Source organism: Streptomyces sclerotialus, from assembly GCF_040907265.1.
Lineage (GTDB): Bacteria > Actinomycetota > Actinomycetes > Streptomycetales > Streptomycetaceae > Streptomyces > Streptomyces sclerotialus.
The window spans coordinates 47104-67019 of record NZ_JBFOHP010000002.1; the positions used below are offsets into that span (position 1 = coordinate 47104).

20 protein-coding genes are annotated in these 19916 nt (G+C 69.6%); 7 read left to right on the forward strand and 13 right to left on the reverse strand.

Translation table 11 applies throughout. The features are described 5' to 3' along the window. Positions 1–456: 456 nt before the first annotated feature. Positions 457–777: a hypothetical protein gene (locus AAC944_RS00295; protein ID WP_030622707.1), complete on the forward strand. Its 321-nt coding sequence runs from the start codon at positions 457–459 to the stop codon at positions 775–777. Between the two features lie 316 nt (positions 778–1093). On the opposite strand, the gene AAC944_RS00300 is transcribed toward AAC944_RS00295, so the two are convergent. The 3 genes from AAC944_RS00300 to AAC944_RS00310 form a co-directional block, all read right to left on the reverse strand. Then, a complete protein-coding gene (locus AAC944_RS00300; protein ID WP_368396725.1) occupies positions 1094–1459 on the reverse strand; it encodes a DUF6087 family protein in 366 nt (121 codons plus the stop codon). Positions 1460–2145: 686 nt separating this feature from the next. Continuing rightward, positions 2146–2322 carry a hypothetical protein gene (locus tag AAC944_RS00305; RefSeq protein ID WP_438272774.1) on the reverse strand — a complete coding sequence of 59 codons (177 nt, stop codon included), beginning with the start codon at positions 2320–2322 and terminating at the stop codon, positions 2146–2148. A gap of 248 nt (positions 2323–2570) precedes the next feature. Continuing rightward, the gene (locus AAC944_RS00310; protein WP_030622709.1) at positions 2571–3485 is read right to left on the reverse strand and encodes a LysR substrate-binding domain-containing protein; all 915 of its coding nucleotides are present in this window, start codon (positions 3483–3485) and stop codon (positions 2571–2573) included. A 143-nt stretch (positions 3486–3628) separates the two neighbouring features. Here AAC944_RS00310 and AAC944_RS00315 point away from each other — a divergent pair, with 143 nt between their 5' ends. Then, positions 3629–4639, forward strand: coding sequence for an aldo/keto reductase (locus AAC944_RS00315; RefSeq protein ID WP_030622711.1), 1011 nt, complete (start codon positions 3629–3631; stop codon positions 4637–4639). A 35-nt stretch (positions 4640–4674) separates the two neighbouring features. Then, entirely contained in the window at positions 4675–5094 is a 420-nt protein-coding gene (locus AAC944_RS00320; RefSeq protein ID WP_030622713.1) for an SRPBCC family protein, read from the forward strand. A gap of 801 nt (positions 5095–5895) precedes the next feature. Here the strand turns inward: AAC944_RS00320 and AAC944_RS00325 are convergent. From AAC944_RS00325 to AAC944_RS00345, 5 genes are all read right to left on the reverse strand, one after another. Next, entirely contained in the window at positions 5896–6771 is an 876-nt protein-coding gene (locus AAC944_RS00325; protein ID WP_030622715.1) for an NAD(P)-dependent oxidoreductase, read from the reverse strand. Positions 6772–6875: 104 nt separating this feature from the next. Beyond that, positions 6876–8081 (reverse strand): Cmx/CmrA family chloramphenicol efflux MFS transporter, encoded by a 1206-nt coding sequence (locus AAC944_RS00330; RefSeq protein WP_030622716.1) that lies wholly within the window; start codon positions 8079–8081, stop codon positions 6876–6878. Positions 8082–8199: 118 nt separating this feature from the next. Beyond that, positions 8200–8778 carry a TetR/AcrR family transcriptional regulator gene (locus AAC944_RS00335; RefSeq protein ID WP_030622717.1) on the reverse strand — a complete coding sequence of 193 codons (579 nt, stop codon included), beginning with the start codon at positions 8776–8778 and terminating at the stop codon, positions 8200–8202. A gap of 340 nt (positions 8779–9118) precedes the next feature. After that, positions 9119–9247 (reverse strand): hypothetical protein, encoded by a 129-nt coding sequence (locus AAC944_RS00340; RefSeq protein WP_368396727.1) that lies wholly within the window; start codon positions 9245–9247, stop codon positions 9119–9121. Between the two features lie 25 nt (positions 9248–9272). Beyond that, the gene (locus AAC944_RS00345; protein ID WP_196943300.1) at positions 9273–10436 is read right to left on the reverse strand and encodes an acyltransferase family protein; all 1164 of its coding nucleotides are present in this window, start codon (positions 10434–10436) and stop codon (positions 9273–9275) included. Between the two features lie 685 nt (positions 10437–11121). Between AAC944_RS00345 and AAC944_RS00350 the strand changes: the two genes are divergently transcribed. Next, entirely contained in the window at positions 11122–11964 is an 843-nt protein-coding gene (locus tag AAC944_RS00350; protein ID WP_030622719.1) for a phosphotransferase, read from the forward strand. A 123-nt stretch (positions 11965–12087) separates the two neighbouring features. Here the strand turns inward: AAC944_RS00350 and AAC944_RS00355 are convergent, their stop codons facing one another. Both AAC944_RS00355 and AAC944_RS36575 read right to left on the reverse strand, forming a co-directional pair. Beyond that, the gene (locus tag AAC944_RS00355; protein ID WP_051872315.1) at positions 12088–12807 is read right to left on the reverse strand and encodes a HalD/BesD family halogenase; all 720 of its coding nucleotides are present in this window, start codon (positions 12805–12807) and stop codon (positions 12088–12090) included. After that, on the reverse strand, positions 12782–13978 hold the full coding sequence (locus tag AAC944_RS36575; protein WP_490368253.1) for a bestrophin-like domain: 1197 nt from the start codon (positions 13976–13978) through the stop codon (positions 12782–12784). The genes AAC944_RS00355 and AAC944_RS36575 overlap by 26 nt, the downstream gene beginning before the upstream one ends. A 284-nt stretch (positions 13979–14262) precedes the next feature. On the opposite strand from AAC944_RS36575, the gene AAC944_RS00360 reads away from it, so the two are divergent. Next, positions 14263–14988: a GAF and ANTAR domain-containing protein gene (locus tag AAC944_RS00360; protein WP_030622721.1), complete on the forward strand. Its 726-nt coding sequence runs from the start codon at positions 14263–14265 to the stop codon at positions 14986–14988. Positions 14989–15106: 118 nt separating this feature from the next. After that, on the forward strand, positions 15107–15877 hold the full coding sequence (locus tag AAC944_RS00365; protein ID WP_030622722.1) for an ANTAR domain-containing protein: 771 nt from the start codon (positions 15107–15109) through the stop codon (positions 15875–15877). 116 nt (positions 15878–15993) lie between these two features. Here AAC944_RS00365 and AAC944_RS00370 read toward each other — a convergent pair whose 3' ends face one another. From AAC944_RS00370 to AAC944_RS00380, 3 genes are all read right to left on the reverse strand, one after another. Next, positions 15994–17601 carry a TIGR03086 family metal-binding protein gene (locus AAC944_RS00370; protein WP_368396729.1) on the reverse strand — a complete coding sequence of 536 codons (1608 nt, stop codon included), beginning with the start codon at positions 17599–17601 and terminating at the stop codon, positions 15994–15996. A gap of 317 nt (positions 17602–17918) precedes the next feature. Further along, a complete protein-coding gene (locus AAC944_RS00375; protein ID WP_030622726.1) occupies positions 17919–18257 on the reverse strand; it encodes an AzlD domain-containing protein in 339 nt (112 codons plus the stop codon). A 26-nt stretch (positions 18258–18283) separates the two neighbouring features. Beyond that, entirely contained in the window at positions 18284–18970 is a 687-nt protein-coding gene (locus AAC944_RS00380) for an AzlC family ABC transporter permease (protein ID WP_030622728.1), read from the reverse strand. A gap of 149 nt (positions 18971–19119) precedes the next feature. Here AAC944_RS00380 and AAC944_RS00385 point away from each other — a divergent pair, with 149 nt between their 5' ends. Then, positions 19120–19692, forward strand: a complete 573-nt coding sequence (locus AAC944_RS00385) for a helix-turn-helix domain-containing protein (RefSeq protein WP_030622730.1) — start codon at positions 19120–19122, stop codon at positions 19690–19692. The last annotated feature ends 224 nt before the right edge of the window (positions 19693–19916 follow it).

The following is a 19916-nucleotide window of genomic DNA, read 5'->3' on the forward strand; positions in this document are numbered from 1 at the left end:
AGTCCACGGTCGGCGCGGTGTCGAGGCGGATCTGTCCATGCGCGGCGGACGGCGTCGTACAGCGGGCCGGGCTGTGGCTGTGCCGGGAGTCCTCCGGTGCCCCTGCCCAGTCGCGCTCGAAGGCCGGCGCCCAGCGGTCGGCGCGGCGGTCGCCGCGGCTTCGCGCGAGCAGCTGCGCGGCGGCCGCCGGGGCCGGAACCGACGGCGAGTCAGGGCATGCTCGGAGTTGCGCTCAGGCAGGTGGTTGTCCAGGCGGTTTCGTTGGCACGGTACGCGGCCGCGGCAGGGACCAAGAAAGGGTTCGCCGCTTCGGTGAGCCATCGGCAGGGGCGAAACCAGCCTGTCCGGGAACGGTTCACTCACGCGGCTGATCGTCCCCCGCGCTGGATTGCCGATCACTCAGCAGGTGCAAGGTCCCGTCGGAACGCATCGCCCACCTTGGACAAAGGAATTCACATGCAGCGACGACGACACATAGCCGCCACCCTGGGCACGCTCGCCATGGCGGGGGTTCTGGCCCTCGCCGTGCCGAGTTCTGCGTACGCGGCCACCGGAACACTGACCGTGGAAAATTTGCTCACCGGTGAGAAGACGCCTCACGTGAATCCCAGTGACTGCTACACCCTCGGGGTTACCGAGGCCCTTTCCCGCATCAACAACGACACCGACATGGCGGTCTTCGTCTACAACGGGCCGGACTGCCAGCTGGGTAACCTTCTGACCATCGGCCCCGGAGAATCGGCCGTCACTGCGGGTCTCAGCTTCGCCATTCCCTAACACATCCACGCGCCCACTGCGCCGGCTCCAGCAGCTTCTGACTGCAACGAGCTCGCCCACTCGCACCCGCAGGTCGGACGGGTCTGGCTCACAGTGGCCGAACATGACGAAGGCCCCTCCCATTCCCATGCACGGACGGGGCGGTGGTCAGCGAGGATCCGCGCGAGGAGCTGCTCGGCGGCCACCGGAGCCGGGGCCGGGGCCGGGGCCGACGGCCCGGCGAGGGCGTGCTCGGGAGTACACGGCCGCGGCTCGGGCCAAGAAGGGGACCGCCACCTTGGCTACCACGGCTCCGGGCCGGGCGTGGCCGGGCGCGTCAGGTCCTGGGCGGTGGCCAGGTCGGTGACGATGGCGACCAGCTTCCAGCGCTCCCGTACCAGCGGACCACCGCGCGAGGCACGTCGGGGTCCAAGTGCGCGGCGCGCGGCGGGCCGGGGGTGAGGGTGAGGGCGCGCATGCGGCCTGGTTGGTAGGTGCGCTGCTGCAGGCGCCGGCCGAAGCGTGCGTCGCCCCACTCACTCGTCGTCGCCGCCCCACTCACTCGTGGTCGCCGCCCTGGTCCTGGTCGTCGCCGGGGATTTCGATGAGCATTCCGCCGAGGCTGGCGCGCTCTGCTTCGGTGAGTGCGCCGTTGCTCTCGGCGTCCTCCCGTCACGTACCGGCACTGTCCTGCGCACCACACGCCGTGTCAGCCCTGCCGTACCGGATGCCTTTGGGCGCCGTAGACAGCGGTCATCCACGGCGCCCAAAGGTGTAGGCAATTCCCGCCCGGCTCAGAAGCTTTTCCTCACCCGTCGGGACGACTCGGATTCTGTCAGTTCTGCCAGCCGCCGCAGAACGTCACCGGGGGCCCGGGCAGGCATGCACATCCCATAGCCTCATCCGGCATCCTTCAAGGCATTCTGTCCAACGGGCCGCGGGATGAGACCCGGTCGGCGAACAGGAAGTCAGGAGCAGATAGTCGCAGCCGGAGTGGCCCAGAGGTCCCGGTAGCAAGGCGGAGTGTGCTCGCCCTCCAGCATGTTGGCCATGGTCAGCACGTATTTGGGACGGTCGTCTGTAGGGGCAGCGGCGGCTGCGCCAGCGCTGACCAGCAGTGATGCGGTAGACAGCGCGGTCAGGACGGCCGCGGCGAGTGCGGTACGAGTACGCACGATTCCTCCCGGGTTCCACCCGCCCCGTTGGCGGGTACGCAGGGGTACTTCCGCATCCCCTTCCGTCCCAGTCGCGAGGGCACACTGATCCACTCGAACGCCGCACTCAAGACAAATACGGCAACCAAGCAGAGGCCGGTCATAGAGGCGGAGCCTGCCGTCCCGTCACCTGTGAGGTTATTTCGGTCGCCCCAGGTCTCCGCACGGGGGACGGTCAGCCGCCGGAACCGGCCGTCGTCGGTCGTGCCGAGGGAGCGGTGTTGCCGAAGCGGGCGCGCGTTTCGATGGTGATGATGCCGACGGTGGTGGCGGCCTGTTCGCGGTGGCGCTGCCGAACCCGCTTCTGCGCGAGCTGCACGGCTGCCGTCGACGAGCTCCGGGCGAAGGCCACGGGCCTGTTATCGGCGCGCGCGTGCCAGGCACGGGGCAGCCAACGGGGGGCCCGTGTTCCAGCCCGGCCGCCTCCTCTCCCGGGCACGGCACGCTTGTCGGCATGCTGCCCGCAGTGAGCATGATGCGTTCGCCGGTGGGGCTCAGTTCGGCGAGGCTCGGTTCGGCGAGGCCCGGCTCGGCTCGGCTCGGCGAGACCCGGTTCGGCGGGCTTCGGCATGAGCCTGACGCGCCGTCACGGCCCGCGGCTCAGGTTCGGGTACCGGCGTTCTCGGCTCCGGCGGCCAGGACCGTCGTACGGAACGAGGCGACGACCGGGCGCAGATCGGTCCGGTGCCACACGGCCCACAGAGGAGCGGACCTCTGGAACCAGGGCAGTTCGCGGACGGTCACGCCCGAGAGGTCGCCGTGCAGCATGCTCTTCTGTACGAAGGCGTTGCCGAGTCCGGAGGCTACGAGGCCCAGGGCGGTGAGGGGTTCTGGGGCCTCGAAGCGGATGTCGGGGGTGAAGCCGGCGGCGGCGCACGCCGCGACGAAGTCGTCTCGCCACACGTGGTCCTGGTTGTCCTCGACGGCGATCCACGGCTGGCCGTCGAGGTCCTCGGGCCCGATCTCTGCCACGTCGGCGAGCGGGCGGCCGCTGGGCATCGCCAGCAGCACGGGATCCTTCAGCAGCAGCGTGCTGCGCAGGTCCGGGTCCGACTCGGGCGGGGCTTCGGGGACCAGGGCGATGTCCAGGCTGCGCTGGTGCAGGCCCTCGAACTGCTGGGCGGCGGTGAGGTCGTAGAGGGCGACGTGGATGCCGGGGCGTTCCTCGTTCAGGGTACGCAGGGCCCGCGGCAGCAGACCGGTGTGCATGGCGTCGCCCACGTACCCGATGCACAGGCCGCCCTCGTCACCGCGGCCGAGGCGTCGGCCCAGGTTCTCCAGACGGTCCGCGTGCCGCAGCAGGGCCGTGGCCTCGGCGAGGAAGACGCGGCCGTCGGAGGTGAGCCGGATACGCTGCTGGCTGCGCTCGAAGAGCGTCAGGCCCAGATTCTTCTCGAGCTGCGCGATCTGCCGACTGAGCGGGGACTGCGAGAGGTGCAGGCGTTCGGCAGCCCGCCCGACGTGCTCCTCTTCGGCCACGGTCACGAAATAGCGAAGTTGTCGCAGGTCAAGCATGTAAGACCTCGGAGGACTCAAGTATGTCCAAGCAAGTCTTGGACAGTCTGACCCCACGATCCTAACCTCGGTGGAGCAAGAGGCGCGGACCAGGAGAAACCTCCTCAATGCCGCGCATCACCATCGAGACAAGGATCTTTCCCATGGGCATCAAGTCCCTCCTCCCCGGGCGGCTCGGCTTCGGTACCGCCCCGCTCGGCAACATGTTCCGCGCGATCCCCGACGACGAGGCCCGCGCCACCGTGGAGGCCGCCTGGGACCAGGGCATCCGCTACTACGACACCGCTCCCTTCTACGGGGCGGGCCTTGCCGAGGAGCGCCTGGGCGAGGTGCTCTCGGGCAAGCCCCGCGACTCCTACGTGCTGTCCACCAAGGTCGGGCGGGTCATCCTCGACGAGCACGAGACCGCCACTCCCGACTTCGGCGAGAAGGGCGGACTGTTCGAGCACGGCAATCCCAACAAGATCATCCATGAGTGGACCGCCGAGGCCACCGAGCGCTCCATCGAGGACAGCCTCAAGCGCCTGGGCACCGACCGCCTCGACATCGTCTGGGTGCACGACATCGCCCAGGACTTCCACGGCGACGCGTGGCTGAGCAAGTTCGAGGAGGCCCGCACCGGCGCCTTCCGCGTCCTGTCCCGGCTGCGCGACGAGGGCGTCATCAAGGCCTGGGGTCTGGGCGTCAACAAGACCGAGCCCATCGAGCTGACCCTCGCCCTGGACGAGCCGCAGCCCGACGGGTTCCTCCTCGCCGGCCGCTACACCCTCCTGGACCACGACCACGCCCTCGGGCGCCTCCTGCCCATGGCCCAGGAACAGAGCGTCGACATGGTCGTCGGCGGCCCCTACAGCTCCGGCATCCTCGCCGGCGGCACCCACTTCGAGTACCAGGAGGCCCCGGCCGAGATCGTCGAGCGCGTCGGCAAGCTCAAGGCGCTCGCGGCGAAGCACGGCGTCGGCATCAAGGCCGCCGCCCTGCAGTTCTCCCTCGCCCACCCGGCAGCCGCGGCCGTCATCCCCGGCGCCACACGCCCCAGCCGCATCGCCGAGGACACCGCCGCCCTGAACGAGAACATCCCGGCCGCGTTCTGGACCGACCTGCGTGCCGCCGGACTCGTCAGCCCGGCCGCCCCGCTCCCGAACGGCGCCTGACCCCCGCCCCCGGCACGATCAGCAGGAGAAAGACCATGGCATCCACCTCTGTCAGCCGCGTCCTGCCCGCCTCCCCCCAGAAGGTGTGGGACCTCATCGGCGGCTTCGACGCCCTGCCCGACTGGCTCCCCTACATCCCCGAAAGCACCCCGCTCCAAGGCGGCCGCGTCCGCAAGCTGACCAACCCGGACGGCGACGTCATCGTCGAGCGCCTGGTCGGCTTCAACGAGGCCGAGCGCCACTACACCTACGCCATCGTCGAAGCCCCGTTCCCCGTCACCGGTTACCTTTCCACCCTGCGCGTCCACCCGGTCGACGGCCGGGACGACCTCGCCGAGGTCCAGTGGTCCGGACGCTTCACCCCCAACGGTGTCGGCGACACCGAGGCAGAGGAGTTGTTCACCGGGATATACGCGGACGGCCTCGACGCCCTGAGCCAGGCCCTTTCCGCCTGACCCCCGACGGGCAGGACACTGCCGAACCGCACAGCCCGGGCACGCCTCACGCGGGTCCGGGCTGCGGTGTCACCGCACCCCGGGCCCGTCCTCGCCGAGAACGGGGCACGAACTGCCCGTCTCGTGCACATCGCGTGCACATCGCGTGCACGCGATGCGCATTGCGTGCCCATCACGTACCTATCGCGTGCGCATCGCATCGGTGCTCTCGAACAGCTCCTCGCGCCGCTTGGTCAGGCAGGCACATAGATCGGTCAGGCAGACACATAGAGAAGTCGTCCAGCAGTCGTCCGGAAGCGGCACGCTTGCGCGAACGCTTCCCGCCCGGTCCCGGACACAAGAGCACACTCATTGCCACGGCACGAATGCAGCCGTTACCTCCGCGCGCCCCGTCCCTCCCATCGTTGGACTCACCGACCACACCGCCCCTGCCGCCGGCACCGCCACCGCCGCCGGGCACCGCCGCCGGGCACCGCCACCGCCGCCGCCTCCAGCACCGACCGCCGCAACCGTGGCCTCTATCACCCCCTCAGGCACCTCACAGGTGTACGTGCCCGACAGGTGTACGTGCCCGCATCGCTGTAGCTCTTCGTAATCGGCGTCATCGGTGCAAGGGCATCGGCGCGCGCCGTGGAAACAGGCGCGGCCGCTTCGGCGTTCGTCACGCCCAGGGCAGCGAGCAGGACCGCCGCGCCGGCGGCCACGACTACGGCCCGACATGACCGGGAGAGCCCACCACTCCCCCGAGGTCCGCTTGCCACGCGAACACCCTGGGCAGTGGCCAGCGGTGCCCGGCGGTCGTCAGGCGTCGAAGCTGGCGAAGTAGCCGGCGGCCATGTCCTTGTCGCCGTGGCCCTGCGTCGAGGCTCGCTGGAAGCGCTGGTGGCCGGCTTCGACGGTATCCATGCGGACGCCGGTGCGCTGTGCTGCCTCCAGGACCAGCCGGGCGTCCTTCTTAGCGTTGTCCACGGAGAAGCTCGTGGTGTAGTCGCCGGAGAGGACGGCGGCGGACTTGCTCCGGAAGTAGCCGTTGTCCATCGGCCCGCCGGTGACGACGTCGATGAAATGCTGCGGGTCGACCTGGAGCTGCTTGGCCAACGCGAGAGCCTCGCCCACGCCGTGGGTCAGCGCTACCACCCAGGTGTTCAGAACGAGCTTCAGGCGACTGGCCGCGCCGGTGGTGCCGTCCTCGCCGACCCACAGGGTGCGCGAGCCGATGGCGTCGAAGAGCGGCTGCACGGTGGGGCGCACGCTGGTGGGCCCAGCGGCCATGACCACGAGCTTGCCCAGCTCGGCCGGCCGGCGGGTGCCTTGTACAGGGGCGTCGACGAAGATCAGCCCGGCCTCGGTGGCGTGGATGGCCAGCTCGTCGACGGCCTCCCCGACCGTGCTGACCTGGACCCAGATGGTGCCCTCGGTCAGACCCGGCGCGGCGGCCTCGATGGCTTCCAGCACTCGGGGGCCGTCGTTGAGGACGGTCAGCACCACATCGGCGCCCGTGACCGCCTCGGCGGGGGTGGCCGCGGCGTGGATGCCGTCGGCGGTCAGGGCCTCAGCCTTGCTCGCGGTGCGGTTCCAGGCCCGAACGGTGAAGCCGTTGTTGCTCAGGTTGCGGGCCACGGGCGCTCCGATGATGCCGGTGCCCAGCACGGCGATGACCGGCTGTGCGGTAGTCATTCATGCACTCCTTGCAGTTCGAGAGATTGAGAGATGGTGAAGCGCGTCGGCCCGCCACGTAGGGAGAAGGCGAGGGGGCCGGCGCCGTCTGAGGTCCCGGCGCGTCAACCCGACTTGGCGGGCGTGGGCCAAGCCGCGCTGTTCGGCCTCCGTTCTCCGGCGGGCGCTGCACGGCGCTGCAGTACGCCGGAGACAGTGGCCGTCCCCAGCCCCGCTACGGCCAGCAGGGCGCCGGTCCAGGCGGGAGCGGTGTAGCCCAGGCCGGCGCTGATGGCGCTGCCGCCGAGCCACGGGCCGATGGTGTTGCCGACGTTGAAGGCCGAGGTGTTGGTGGTGGTGGCCAGCGTCGGGGCGTCCCCGGCCTCGCGCATCACCTGTGCCTGCAGGGCGGGGTTGATGGAGAACGCCGCCACGCCGAAGACGGCGATCGTCATCACGGTGGCGATCCGGTTGTGCGCGGTGAGGGTCAGCAGGGCCAGCACGAGTGCCATGGCGCCGATTCCGACGTAGAGGTTGGGCAGCAGGTAGCGGTCGGCGAGTTTTCCTCCCACGATGCTGCCGGCGAAGCAGCCGACGCCGAAGAGGACGAGCAGCAGCGGCACGGCCCCCTCAGGGAAGCCGCTGACGTCGGTGAACAAGGGCGAGAGGTAGCTGAAACAGCAGAAGACGGCCGCCTGGGTCAGCATGGAGGTGGCCAGCGCCACCCAGACCCGTGGGTTGCGGAACGCGGCAAGCTCCGCACGGACGCCCACGTAGGGCTCGTTGGGGCGGCGCGGCACGAAGAAGATGACGCCGAGCAGGGCCAGGACGGCCAGGGTGTCCACCACCCAGAAGCTCGCCCGCCACCCCGCATGCTGGCTGAGAAAGGTTCCCGCGGGCACGCCGAAGACGTTGGCCACGGTCAGGCCGGCGAACATGATGGCCAGGGCCTGCCCGCGCCGCTGCTGACCGGCCAGGTCGACGGCCACCACCGAGCCGATGCCGAAGAAGGCCCCCTGCGCCAGGGCGGCGATCACCCGGCCCGTCATCAGCACTCCGTAATCCGGCGCCAGCGCCCCCATGGTCTGCCCCAGGACGAAGAGCAGCAGCAGGCCGATCAGGGAGGTCTTGCGGTTGATACGCAGGGTGGCGACCGTCAGCACCGGGCCACCGATGACGACGCCCAACGCATAGCCGGAGATCAGCAGACCCACGGTCGGGACGGTCACCGACAGGTCGCGGGCCAGGTCCGGCAGCAGCCCGGAAATCATGAACTCGGTCGTCCCGATGCAGAACACGGTCAGACCGAGGACGTACACGGCGATGGGCATCGTTGCTCCTTGCCTTGTATTTGAATAACCATTACAGAACTTGGTCAAAAAGAACGACCGACGGCACCGCCGGTCGTTCACGGCCCGCTGCGGAAGTGGATCTGACGCAGCGCGACACTCAAAGGCTTTGCAGGACTTGGTCGACGATTCCGGTCAACGTCCGGCGATCGGCCACCTTGCCCAGGACACGCAAGCCGTACATGGAGCTGAGCAGGTACTGCGCCAGCTGCCGGGCATCCCGGGTCTTGTCGATCTCCCCCGCACGCTGCGCCCGCTGGATGGCCGCACACAGCGCCTCCTCCATACGCGCGAAGATATGCCGCACGAGGCCGGTGACCTCTTCGTCCTGCCCGGCCAGCTCCATCGCCGAGTTCACCGCCAGACAGCCCCGGTGGCCGGACGAGGGAGCCGACTCCTCCTCCACCACCGTCATCAGGACTGCCCGGATGCGGTCCCGGACCGGCCCCTCCCCCTCCAGCACCTCCACCTGGCGAGAGGTCCACACGGCGTCGTACCGGCGCAGCGCGGCCGCGAACAGACCGTGCTTGCTGTGGAAGGTGTTGTACAGACTGCCACGTCCGAGCCCGGTACCGTCCACCAGATCCTGGGCCGAGGTGGCGGTATAGCCCTTGTCCCAAAAGACGGACATGGCCGCATCGAGCGCGTGATCAAGGTCGAAACCTCTGGGGCGAGACATGACAGGGAGCGTAGCAGTTATGGAACGAGCATTAAAATAGAGTTCGGGAAGGCCCCTGCAAGACAAAGCCACGCCCGTCTGCCACCCCAGCACCTCCCCGGAACGAAAGCGGCCCCCGTCTCGCCCGTCCGGCGCCCCGCGTCTTGGCACGCCTGGTGATGAGTGCGCGACCGCGAAAGACCGGTGTGAACAGCTCGCGCCGGCGCTGGTACTCCGCTTCCTCGGGCCATGAAGGAGAAACCGGTGCCGAACATCGAGCACAGGAAGGGGTGGGCGGCACCGATGGACAGCATGGTCTCGGAGCGGGCGGTGTCCCGGCGGCGAGCAGACCGAGCAGCGCCTACGCGGTCTGGGAGACGGTGGACGGGCCCCTGCCCCACCAGGCGGGGTCGGCATACGACTCCCACCGCTCGCCCCAGCCGCCGTCGGCGTTGGCGTGCTCCTCCAGCCGGCGCACACCGCGTTGCACCGCGCCACCCCGCCGTCCTGCATCCCTACGGGTCCGCGGTGGGCCGGGGGCTCGGGTTCCGGACCGGGGCGCCTTCGTAGTCCGTCCCGGGCAGGACCGGTGGAAGAGCCGCAGTGGTACGCGGGCGGGGGCGAGCGGCGGAGAAGCGGCGCATGCAGGGACGTTCCACGCGCGAGTACAGGAGCCAGGACACCGCCAGCGCCACGATGAACGAGACGCAGGCGACCCGGCCCGTTCCCCATGCGCCGCCCCCGTAGAACAGGACGACCGCGATCACCGTGGCATGCACCAGGTAGAAGGCGTACGAGAGGTTGCCGAGGAAGACCATGCCCGGCTCCCGCAGCAGGGATCTCCCGCCGCGCACGTCCACCGCCGCCGTCGCCCGGACCAGCAGCGCGACGGGTACCACCGTGGCGGCGGTGAGCAGGAACGGCGCGGGAAGCAGCGCGATGCCGAGGAACAGGGCCGCGCACAGCAGGCCTGCCGCCGGGAGGACGCCGATCCGGACCGGGAACCCGCTCAGGTGCATCCGGGCAAGGATCATGCCCAGGACGAACTCCGGCAGCCGGCTCGGTGGGAACATGTATACGAACAACAACTGAGGCTGGGTGACGTCCCCGGGCAGGGAGCTCTGTTCGAACGGCGGTCCGCCCAGGCCCAGCGAAACCATGGGGACCGCCCAGGCCGCCACCGTCGCGGCGCCGGCCGCCACCGGAAGCCACCCCGTGCGAACGCGCCTGACCAGCGGCAGCAGCAGCGGGAAGAGCAGGTAGAACAGCAGTTCGCAGGTGAGCGACCAGGCGACGCCGTTGCCTGCCAGGCCGAACTGCGGCAGCGGGATGAGGGTGTGCACCAACAGGGCGTTGGCCACATCACCCAGCACTGTAGGGGCAACCACAGCATCGGTGACCGGACGAGGCATCCCCATGCCACGGAAGAGCAGCATGATGAGTACCCAGACCACCAGGTGGCTGGGGTAGATCTTGACGATGCGCCGGCGCCAGAAGCTGCGGGCCGTGTCCGTCTCCCGCGCCGAGCAGGTCAGCACGAATCCGCTGAGGACGAAGAACAGCGAGACGCCGACCGGGCCCAGCAGGAAGAAGGCCGGGGCCGACCAGCTGCCCTTGCGTGCGGCCTCCAGGGTGGCCACGTGGCAGACGAACACACCGAACGCGGCAACGAATCGCAACCCGGTCAGGGAGGGCAACCACGCGCACGTGGCCGCCAGGGGTACGGCCGTACCGCTTCTGGGATGTTCTTTGCCCACCGGCCCAGCGTCCGGGCCGGACACCCTCCGCCCACCCCGACCCGCGCGACAGCTCACCGGATCGGGCGTAACCGGCGGGGCCGAACGGCTGGCTCGACGGCCCCGAGGCGCACACCGCGGATTCCGGCGGCCGCGGTCCGTAGCGTCCTGGCGTGCCACACACGTCACCGCAGAAGTCCGTCACGACGCCCGTCATGACGAAGAGATACGCCTGACGAAGGAATCTGCCACGACGACGGAAAGCCGCCGTGACGTAGGAAAGCCGCCGTGACCGCGCCGGCCTTCGAGGTACTGGCACCGCCCGGCACGAATTGCACCGCCGATCCGTATCCGGTCCACGTACTCCTGGCACTCCTGGCACTCCTGGCACTCCTGCACAAGCGGGGTCCCATGCACCGCGTCACCACGAGGACAGGGACGAGAACGGGGATTGGGCCGGGGACTGGGACGGGGACTGGGACGGGGACGGGAACATCATGGGCTCGCCTCCTCCTCCGCCTGCGCCGCGCCCTGGCCCCTGGAAAACCGGTTATGGCCGATGACCCGTCAACTACTCTCGGCGCCCAGGCCCTTCGCGGACCCGGGCCCGGAAATGAGGGAGGCCGGTATGGAGCCATGGGAACTCCGTCGCGCTGTTGAGGCAGGACGGACGACCGCTTCACGGCTGGGCTTGCAGGTCGACGATGTGATCGTCATCCACAACTCGGACCGCGTCGTCCTGCGCCTGGTCCCGTGTGATGTTCTGGCTCGGGTCGCGCCTTCGGGTCATCTGGCTGGTTCCGAGTTCGAAGTAGAGGTTGCTCGCCGTCTCGCCGACATCGACGCCCCGGTGGCTGAGCTCGAGCCTCGGGTCGAGCCCCGAGTCCATGTGCGTGATGCCTTCGCCATCTCGCTCTGGACCTACTACGAACCTGTGCGATCAGAGATCGCGCCGGACGACTACGCGAACGTACTCATGCAACACCACGCCGCTCTGCGCCAGATCGATCTGGCCGCACCGCATTTCACCGATCGAGTGGCCGGGGCGCTGAGCGAGGTGAACGACCGCGAGCGGTCCCCCGAACTGCCCGACCTCGACCGGGAGTTCCTCAGCACCACGCTCAGCGGCCTGAGCGCAGCAGTCAGCGTCGAGAAGGCCGGTGACCAGCTGTTGCACGGCGAACCACATCCAGGCAACCTCCTGAACACGAGGAGAGGGCCGCTTCTCGTAGACCTCGCCACGTGCTGCCGCGGGCCCGTTGAGTTCGACCTCGCCCATGCCCCCGAGGACGCAGGAAAGCACTACGCGGGGGCCGACCTGGACCTGATTCACCAGTGCCGCGCCCTGAACTGGGCGCTGTTCTCGGCCTGGCGCTGGCGCCGGAACGACCAAATGCCCGACCGGGACCACTGGAGGGTGGAGGGGCTCAACCGGGTGCGGGCCGCTGTCGGTCGCTGCGAACTGGGCTGAGCTCGAGACAGAGAGATGCCGGGTCCACGTCCGCTGCACCGTGCGCGGCAACCAATGAGCTGTGGCGGGCCTGCCTCCGGCCCCGTGACAGGGTCGCGCTGAGCCCCCGCGGAAGATCGTCGATCAGTGGTGAGGGGCGGCGCCTGTTCGTGGCGTGCCTTCCTGCTCAGGGCTTCCGTCGTACAGCAGTGTGGCCGAGTCGGTGACGGCGTGCTGCCGCCCGGGGGTGGTGTAGGCCATGTTGAGCACCGCGCGCCGCAGACCGGGGTGGCGCAGAGGGGTGACACGGTGGGCGGTGGTGTCGCTGCGCAGGAGGTAGGCGTCGCCGCTGCGGTGGTGGGCCCGGCGTGCCGAGCGGGTGCCCAGGGCATCGAGGGTGCTGGCGTGCGGGGTGTATTCGAGTAGGCCGCCGTCGCGATGATGCGCGGGGGCGTGCAGGAAGAGGACCAGGGCAAGGGGATAGTCATCGATGTGGGCGCCGTGGGTGTCGCCTGGCTGGTGCAGGACGTTGAGGACGTGCCGTTCGACCGGTTCGTGCACGGTCGTGATGTCCAGTCCGGTGAGGCGGCCGAGGAAGGTGAGCAGGCCCGGCTCTCGGTAGAGGGCGGGGATGAGCGAGGAGTGCTGCGCAATGCTCTGTCCGCCGACCACGGTCAGGTGCCGGGGCGAGTCGTTCATGCAGGCCATGGTGAAATCCCGGCGAACGGCGAGAGTGGCCAGCCGCTGAAGTTCGGCGCGCAGCCGTGCCAGCAGAGCGGCGCTCAGCAGGCCGGGCAGGGGCAGGTAGCCGTCATCGGTGAAGCGGGAGGCGAGGGCGTCATCCGGCGCAGGCAGGATCAGCACACCATGCCCTTACCCCGCCCGCACGATCAGCATCCACGAAGGTCTGCACGCAGCAACCACGAAGATCTCCACGCCGCCGTGCCGGGGCGCTGGTGCCCGGGCGGTGCAGCCAGTACACCGTCGTCGGCGAAGACACGGTCGACAGCGGGAACCTCTGCGAGGACGCCTTGACGGCTACATGGGAGAGCCGGCTATGGGAGAGCCCGAGAGGCATACCACGGTAGCGCGGCAGGGCTCGGGCAGACTCGGGCCCGCACCGCTCTTCGACTGGCCCCGCCCCCGATCCGCGGAGTGCCACCGAGTCGAGGCCGGCCGGACGACACGACCCGGGGGCGGCCGACAGGTCAGGCGGCCCGGCGCTTGTCCTGGTCGTCGCAGGGAAGTTCGGCGGCGGTGTAGGGGGCAGACGTTCCTCGCGTTCGTCGGACCGCTCGTTGTCGGCGGCGATCAGCATCCCGAACACCGGCTCGCCCTCCAGAGGGCGGAAAGCGCGGCGGACGTCCGTCGACCACACGCTCGCTGCCATGGAGCCCTTGCCGTCGGCCATCCGCCGCCACTCCTGCGTGCGTACCGCGCGGGCGTAGCACGCGGCATCAGCCTGGATCCGTTTCCGTTCCGTCCGGGGAGCGTACTCGGCGGTCTCGATGAGCTGGTCCAGTGCTCGGGCCTCCCCGCGAGAGGCGACCTCGGCTTTGCCGTACGAGTTTGCCGTACGAGCCGTTGGCGGTGACCAGGACGAACCCGGTGAGATGCCTGTGGCTCGAAAAACACCGCCGGCCAGCTGACCGAAGCAGGCCGTAGCCGGCGGGGCTCGGCGCACGTTCTGGCGTCGATGTTCCTCGACCCGTCGGCCGGTTCGGCGGCCCGGCCTACGCGCTGCCTCCTGCTTCAAGTTGGGGCGGCCTCTGCTGCGTCGGCGCGGCAGACGGTACGCGCGGCAGCCGAACGCGCGGCAGACCGTACGCGCGGCAGACCGTACGCGCGGCAGACCGTACGCGCGGCAGACCGTCCGGCAGGTGTGTGGTGCGTGCGTGGTGGTGAGGCGCGTCGAGGGCTTCTCCTGGAGCGCGCCTGTCCGGGTAGAGCACCGGCAGTGCGTAGACGGCAGGCAGCTGTGACAGCAGGCATCTGCCGTGCAACCGGGCACGTGGGAAAACGTGCAGCTGGGCACGCGGGAGAAACTGCAGAGATCCCGAGGAAATTCGTGTTTGGAAGCGGCCGGGCGAGGGGAGGCGCAGGTCGAACCGTGAGGCTGTCCAGTACCGGTTCGGAATCGGCCGTGTGGCAGTCTTGGACGGGCGAGCCGAGGGATGAGGCGAGCTGGAGCACCCTCCCGTCAGCGGACACCATCCGGCTATCGGAAAAGGCCGGTCCACTTCTTGTCCCGCCCCCTGGCGGAGTTGCCCTGACCCTGCCACCGCCACGGAGGCGGACGCCAATGATGGGCGGTCCGCTGTGTTCAACACCGAGCGCGAGGCGCATATCGCGCAGGCCGTTTTCGACCTCGCTCACCGTCCGGCGGACTTCGATCCGCTGGAGCTGCTGCACGACCTGACCGCACAGGCGGTCGAGCTGCTGCCGGTGCGCGGCGCCAGCATCACCATCCTGGACAACGATCGGGTCAACTACATCACCGCCTCCGACGAGGTGTGCCGCGAGCTGACCGAGAACCAGGTCAACCTGGACGAGGGGCCGTGTCTGGACAGTGCCCGCACCCGAAAGCCGCTGGAACCGGCCGAACTGGTCGAACTGGCCGAGCGCTGGCCCCACTTCGCTCCGTACGCCCATGAGGCCGACATCACAGCGATAGCCGCGGTGAGCCTACGCCTGCCCCAGATGCTGCTGGGCGCGCTCAACCTGTTCATGAGCCGCCCGCCCTACATGGGCACCCCGGACATGCAGCTGGCCCAGACCCTGGCCGACACCGTCGGCGGCACCTTGGCCCATCGGCATGAACTGGCCGACAAGGACACCGTCCTGGCTCAGTTGCAGACCGCGCTGGACGGCCGCGTGATCGTCGAACAGGCCAAGGGCCTGCTCGTCGGCCGCTTCGGTATCGACATGGATGAGGCCTTCATCCAACTGCGCAACTACGCCCGCTCTCAGCGGCGGAAACTGTCCGACCTTGCGGCCCAGATCGCCCGCGGGAACGTACCCGACGAGTTCTATCCGGCCCGGTGAGGCCCGGCCCAACCATCGCCGGACTTCCTTCGCACCTTCCTTCTCCCGCCGCCTGCAGGAGACGAGCCCGCCCTGCTGCTGCGGGTGAGGAAGCCTATGGCTGTCCGCCGGGGGCGTAATGTCCCACGATGAGTTCACCCGATTTCTCAAGAGCCTGCGCCAGGCCGCCGATGACGGATATGGCCTGTCCGCCGTCTCCGCCGTCTCCGCCGCCCACCTGCTGCAGCTACAGGCCCTGACCCTGAACCTGCGCGCCCGGTCGGGCTCGCTGGAACTGCTGTGGGGCACCTTGGCCGACGGCGGTCTCGGCTCCGCCCTGGAAGACCTGCAGTACACCCTCGGCGAGGGCCCCACCCTGGACGCCGCCCGTACCGGAGAGACCATCACCGAAACCGACCTGTCCACCCAGGCCGCCGGCGAACGCTGGCCCGCCTTCACCTCCGCCGCATACGGCACATCGGCCCGCGCCGTCATCGCCGTCCCCCTGCGCCTGGGCGTGGCCACCGCCGGCGTCCTGACCGGCTACCGCACCACCGCGGGCCTCTTTCCCTTGGGCCAGCGGCTCGACCTCGACATCTTCGCCCGCGCCGCCCTGGTCCTGCTGCTGAACACCCCGCCCCAGGCCGTAGCCGCCGACACTGACATCGACACTGACATCGACATCGACATCGACATCGACGCCGACACCGACACAGGACCGCGACCGAGTCCGCCCCTGTACCACGCCAAAGTCCACCAGGCCACAGGTTTCCTCAGCAGCCGGCTCGGCATCCCGCTGGAAGACGCCCTGCTACGTCTGCGCGCCTACGCCTTCAGCCACAACCGCCGCCTGGTTGACGTCGCCCGCGACGTCCTCGACGAGCGCCTCCACTTCACCCCTGACACCTGACACCTGACACCTGACACCACCATCAGGCCATCGGGTCCCAGTCGGGGTCAGAACTGCACCGGCCCCGTGCGACCGTTCGGGTCCGCGTGCGACGGCCGGAGGCATGTGGGTGCCGGTCAGTGCGGGATGCGGCGGCCGAGGAACGCAGCTACCTGGTCAAGGGCCGGGGCCCGCTCGGGTGCGGGCTGTGCCGGAGCGATGGATCCGCCGGCGGTACGCGGCAGGTCGCCGTAGATCTCCCGTACGACTGGCAGGGCGGCGCGCGCGATGCCGGGCTCCAGGTCGCGGTCGCGGCCGAGCGCGGTCGCGAGGTCCCAGCCATGCACGAGCAGCTCGACGAGGAGTTGCTCGACCACGCGGCGGCCGGGAGCAGGACCGAAGGTGCGGTCCAGCATGCCCGGTTGCCGGAACGCGTCGCGAGCCTTGGCGGCAGCGGTCTCGAAGGCGGCGATGTGGTTGTCGCCGAGGTGATCCTTGCCGTGGTCGCTGGTGGGGGGCGTGCCCTGTGCCAGGCCGCCCCAGATGATGTTCTCCCACACCAGATGGTCGACCAGGTCCCGTACGGTCCAGTCCTTGCAGGGGGTCGGCAGGCCGAACTGGTCCGGCGCCGTTGCGCGTACGAGTGTGCCGACGGTGCCCTGGACGCGTGTGAAAGCGTCCAGGACACCGCCCGGCCAGGGGTCGGTGTCGTCCGTGTAGAGGGCTTCGAGCCGGGCGTTGCGTACGCCGGGCGCGGGGTTGGCGCGCAGCGCGGTGGCGAGCCACTGCCCTTCCGCGGCAATTCCGGCGGGTGCGGGACGGCCGCCGAGGACGCACAGCAGTTGCCAGAAGCGCTCGACGGCGGGCTCGGCCGCGGCGGTCAGCTGCTCACGCAGGAGTGTGCGGGCCTCGGTGCCGTCGCCGGTCACGGCCGGGTCGGAATTCGCGCGGCTGGGCAGCCAGGCGGCGATGATGTCAGCGACGACCTGGTCGGCAGCCGGGGAGTCCGCCGCGGTGCCGGCCTGCATCGCCTCGCGGACGTGTGCGGTCCAGGTGTCGGTGAGTGCGCGCATTTCCGCCGCCGCGGCGGTGGAGTTCTGCACTCCCTGCCCATGGCGGGCGGCGTACTCCGCGATGCGCCGCATGGCGGGACGCAGGCCCCCCTCGGCGACCAGCTCGCTCAACTCCAGCCACGCCTCGACCTGCTCGTCGGTGGGGTCTTCCGGCAGGTCGCTGCCGGCCGCGAGGAGCCCCTCGCGGAAGTGGGCCACTTCCAGGTCGCCAAGCGTGTCGGTGAGGAAATCGTGGATCAGCTTGCGACGTTCGTCGGGCGACATGTGGGCGGTGCGGGTCATCAGAGCAAGTCCTTCATGGGTAGTGCGACGTGTGACGGTGCGCAGGACGGCCTGGTGGGTCCGCAGGCGGCGGATCTGCGCCTCCAGAGCCTCGACGTGTGCGGCCGCCACCTCTGTGAGCCCGTCCTCGCGATCCAGGGCGGCCCGGATTTCACCGAGCCCCATCCCCAGGTCCCGTAGCGTGCGGGCCAGTTGCAGCCGAGCTATGCCGACGGTGTCATAGCGGCGGTAGCCGCCGGCGGTCCGGCCGACCGGTGTCACGACGCCCACATCCGACCAGTGTCTGACCACTTTCACGGGCAGTCCGGTCTGCCGCGCCACGGCTCCGATGCTCCACGTCGGCAGCGACGTGTCGTCCATGCACATGTGGACCACTTTCGACTCTCCCATCGTGGGAGAGTCAAGCAGCCTGGTCGTCTCTCCCTCGCCGGCACCGCTCGTCGGCACTGCTCCCCCGACATCGCTCCCCGGCACCGTTCATCGGCACCGCTCCCCCGACATCGCTCCCCGGCACCGCTCCCCCGGCACCGCTCGTCAGCGCCTTTCAGCGGCACCGTTCATCGCCGCCGCTCATCAGCAGCGTTCATCGCCGTTGCTCATCGCACCACCCATCAGCAGCGTTCATCGCCGTCGCTCATCGGCACCGCCCATCAGCACCGTTCATCGCCGTCGCTCATCGGCTCCGGGCGGCCTGGCAGGCCGCCGGCTCAGGGGACACCGAGCAGCCGCAGCACCGCCGCGCCCGTCGCGGCCCCCAGGACCACCACCAGGAACGGAGCCTTGCGCCAGGCCAGTACGCCGCCCACCAGTACACCGGCAGGCCTGGCGAACCCAGCCCACTCACGCGCCTCGAACAAAGCGGTGGTGACCACGAGAGCGGTGAGCAGCACCACGGCGACCCGCTCCATGAGCTTCTCCACCGCGGGGGAAAAGGTGACCTTGGAGCGCAGCAATGGTCCCGCGAGGCGGAAGGCGTACGTTCCGGCGGCCAGGGCGAGCATCGTGGCGACGAGCAGTGGGGTGTTGTTCAGCGGAGTGCTGTTCATCGAAGTGCCGTTCACCGGAGCGTTGTTCATCGGGTACCTTCCTTCTCCCGGGTTCGTTCGATCGCGAAGGCTGCCCCGAGGAGTGCCAGCAGCACCGGCAGCCCCACCGGCAGCAGCGGGGTCGTCGCCAGAGCGAGAGCGGAGCCGGCGAGGGCCGCGCTCCGGGTCTTTCGGTCACGGAGCGCGGGCAGGATCAGCGCCAGGATCACGGCCGGGAACATGGCGTCGAGTCCGAGCGCGTCGGTGTCGTCGAGGAGGGCACCGGCCATTCCGCCGAGGCAGGCCCCGACGGGCCAGCAGACCAGGATGCCGAGGCCGCACAGCCAGTACGCCGCGCGCTTGCGCGGCAGGTCCTGCTGGGCCAGGGCGAAGACCACGGTCTCGTCGTTCATCAGATGTGTGCCGATGTAGCGACGCCAGCCGGAGCCGATCACCTCGGGCACCGCCAGACCGAAGGGCAGGTGCCGCGCGTTGATCAGCAGCCCGGCGAACAACGCCGCGATGGGACTGCCCCCCGCCGCGACGATCCCGATGAACAGGAACTCGGAGGAGGCGGCGACGACGAGTACGCCAAGGAGCACCGGGACCCACAGCGGGAACCCCGAGGCGACAGCGATCGCGCCGTAGGAAAGGCCGATGACGCCGACCGCCAGGCATACGAGAACGATGTCTCGCAGCGCTCCGCGCCCTAAAATTCGCCATACCGAACACATGGAGTGCATACTGAACACCGCCCCAGGTGTTCGTCAAGACGAACAGGATGCCGATGAAGCGAACAGCCACAGCCATGGAGAAGGCCTCGTCCGCCATGGAGAAGGCACCTTCAGCCGTGGAGGAGCCCATGGAGAAGGCCTCTTCAGCCATGGAGAAGGCTCCTTCCACCCCTTCCAAGCCCCCGCTGGAGGCCATCGCGACGTCCTTGCGCCGGGAACGCGACCGCGCCGGCCTGACCCTGAGCGAGGTAGCCCAACGGGCCAGGATCGCCAAATCCACGCTGTCCCATCTGGAGTCGGGAGCGGGAAACCCCAGCCTGGAGACGCTCTGGGCGCTCTGCGTCGCCCTGGACATCCCCTTCGCCCGGCTGATGGATCCGCCCCGGCCCCGCGTCCACGTGATCAGGGCCGGTGAGGGGCCTGCGGTCTCCTCCGCGCAGGCCGACTACCACGCCACTCTCCTCGGAGCCTGTCCACCCGGCGCGCGGCGCGACATCTACCGCGTCGCCGCCGAACCCGGTCACCAGCGCACGTCGGAACCACACATGCCGGGGGTCGTGGAGCACGTCGTCCTGAGCGCCGGCCGGGCCTTTGTGGGCCTCGCCGACGATCCGGTCGAGCTGCGTCCCGGCGACGCCGTCACGTACCCGGCAGACCTTCCCCATGTATTCCGCGCAGTGGAACCTGGCACATGGGCAGTACTGGTCTCCGAGCACGTGTGACGTGGCGATTCGGCGCGGTCGCGCTCAATGCCCCATGCGCACACCGCCGACGGCGACGACGGAGACGACGGAGACGACGGCGTCCGCCGGTGATGTACGCGGCGCCGTCCCACGCAAGAAAGCACACCGCGGCCGCGCTCTCCGCGGCCGCGCCCGTCGACACCTGCGCCCGCATGCCGACACCGGCCGCCCTGACGTGCTCCGGGGACGCCGCCCCAACAGTC

Coding starts and splice junctions, on each gene's coding strand:
- AAC944_RS00380 (WP_030622728.1), bottom strand. CDS start 18,970: ATGTGTTCGGTATGGCGAATTTTAGGGCGCGGAGCGCTGCGAGACATC.
- AAC944_RS00385 (WP_030622730.1), top strand. CDS start 19,120: ATGGAGAAGGCTCCTTCCACCCCTTCCAAGCCCCCGCTGGAGGCCATC.
- AAC944_RS00325 (WP_030622715.1), bottom strand. CDS start 6,771: ATGACTACCGCACAGCCGGTCATCGCCGTGCTGGGCACCGGCATCATC.
- AAC944_RS00335 (WP_030622717.1), bottom strand. CDS start 8,778: ATGTCTCGCCCCAGAGGTTTCGACCTTGATCACGCGCTCGATGCGGCC.
- AAC944_RS00365 (WP_030622722.1), top strand. CDS start 15,107: ATGTCCCACGATGAGTTCACCCGATTTCTCAAGAGCCTGCGCCAGGCC.
- AAC944_RS00320 (WP_030622713.1), top strand. CDS start 4,675: ATGGCATCCACCTCTGTCAGCCGCGTCCTGCCCGCCTCCCCCCAGAAG.
- AAC944_RS00330 (WP_030622716.1), bottom strand. CDS start 8,081: ATGCCCATCGCCGTGTACGTCCTCGGTCTGACCGTGTTCTGCATCGGG.
- AAC944_RS00350 (WP_030622719.1), top strand. CDS start 11,122: ATGGAGCCATGGGAACTCCGTCGCGCTGTTGAGGCAGGACGGACGACC.
- AAC944_RS00370 (WP_368396729.1), bottom strand. CDS start 17,601: ATGGGAGAGTCGAAAGTGGTCCACATGTGCATGGACGACACGTCGCTG.
- AAC944_RS00315 (WP_030622711.1), top strand. CDS start 3,629: ATGGGCATCAAGTCCCTCCTCCCCGGGCGGCTCGGCTTCGGTACCGCC.
- AAC944_RS00310 (WP_030622709.1), bottom strand. CDS start 3,485: ATGCTTGACCTGCGACAACTTCGCTATTTCGTGACCGTGGCCGAAGAG.
- AAC944_RS00375 (WP_030622726.1), bottom strand. CDS start 18,257: ATGAACAGCACTCCGCTGAACAACACCCCACTGCTCGTCGCCACGATG.
- AAC944_RS00295 (WP_030622707.1), top strand. CDS start 457: ATGCAGCGACGACGACACATAGCCGCCACCCTGGGCACGCTCGCCATG.